Here is a 389-nt window from a genome sequence, read left to right as displayed (position 1 = left end):
TGGCCGTGGTGGCTGTCGCCCTCGGGGTTGACCAGGTTGGCGGCGGCGTCGTAGACGAAGCGTTCGCGGCTGGCCAGGTCCGGGGCGCTGCGGCCGAGTAGTTGGCCGTTGGCCTCGTAGGCGTACTGGGTGTCGCCGCGCAGCTTGTCCTGGGTGCGCACCAGTTCGCCGGCGGCGTCGTACTGGTAGCGGCGCTGGATCGGGTTGTCGCGGTGCAGCAGCAGGTCGGCGGGGACGATGCCCGGGTTGTGCAGGCTGGAGAGTTTCTCCGCCGGTAGCCCCGAGGCGAATTGCCAGGCCTTGCGGCCCAGGGCGTCGTAGCCGAAGCGGCTGGTCAGGCGGCCCTGGGTGCGCAGCACTTCGCGGTGCAGGTCGTCGCGCTCGAAGTC

General features: G+C 71.0%; 1 pseudogene. It reads right to left on the bottom strand.

What is annotated here, in order from left to right:
• Window positions 1–389, bottom strand: a pseudogene (locus DK254_RS06480) (type IV secretion protein Rhs); the annotation flags it as partial.

Origin of the sequence: Pseudomonas sp. RW407 (assembly GCF_003176655.1) — a bacterium.
In the GTDB taxonomy this organism is placed as follows: Bacteria; Pseudomonadota; Gammaproteobacteria; order Pseudomonadales; family Pseudomonadaceae; genus Pseudomonas; species Pseudomonas delhiensis.
The sequence above is the reverse complement of the archived record's forward strand: the minus strand, read 5'-3'. Positions and strand labels throughout refer to the sequence as shown.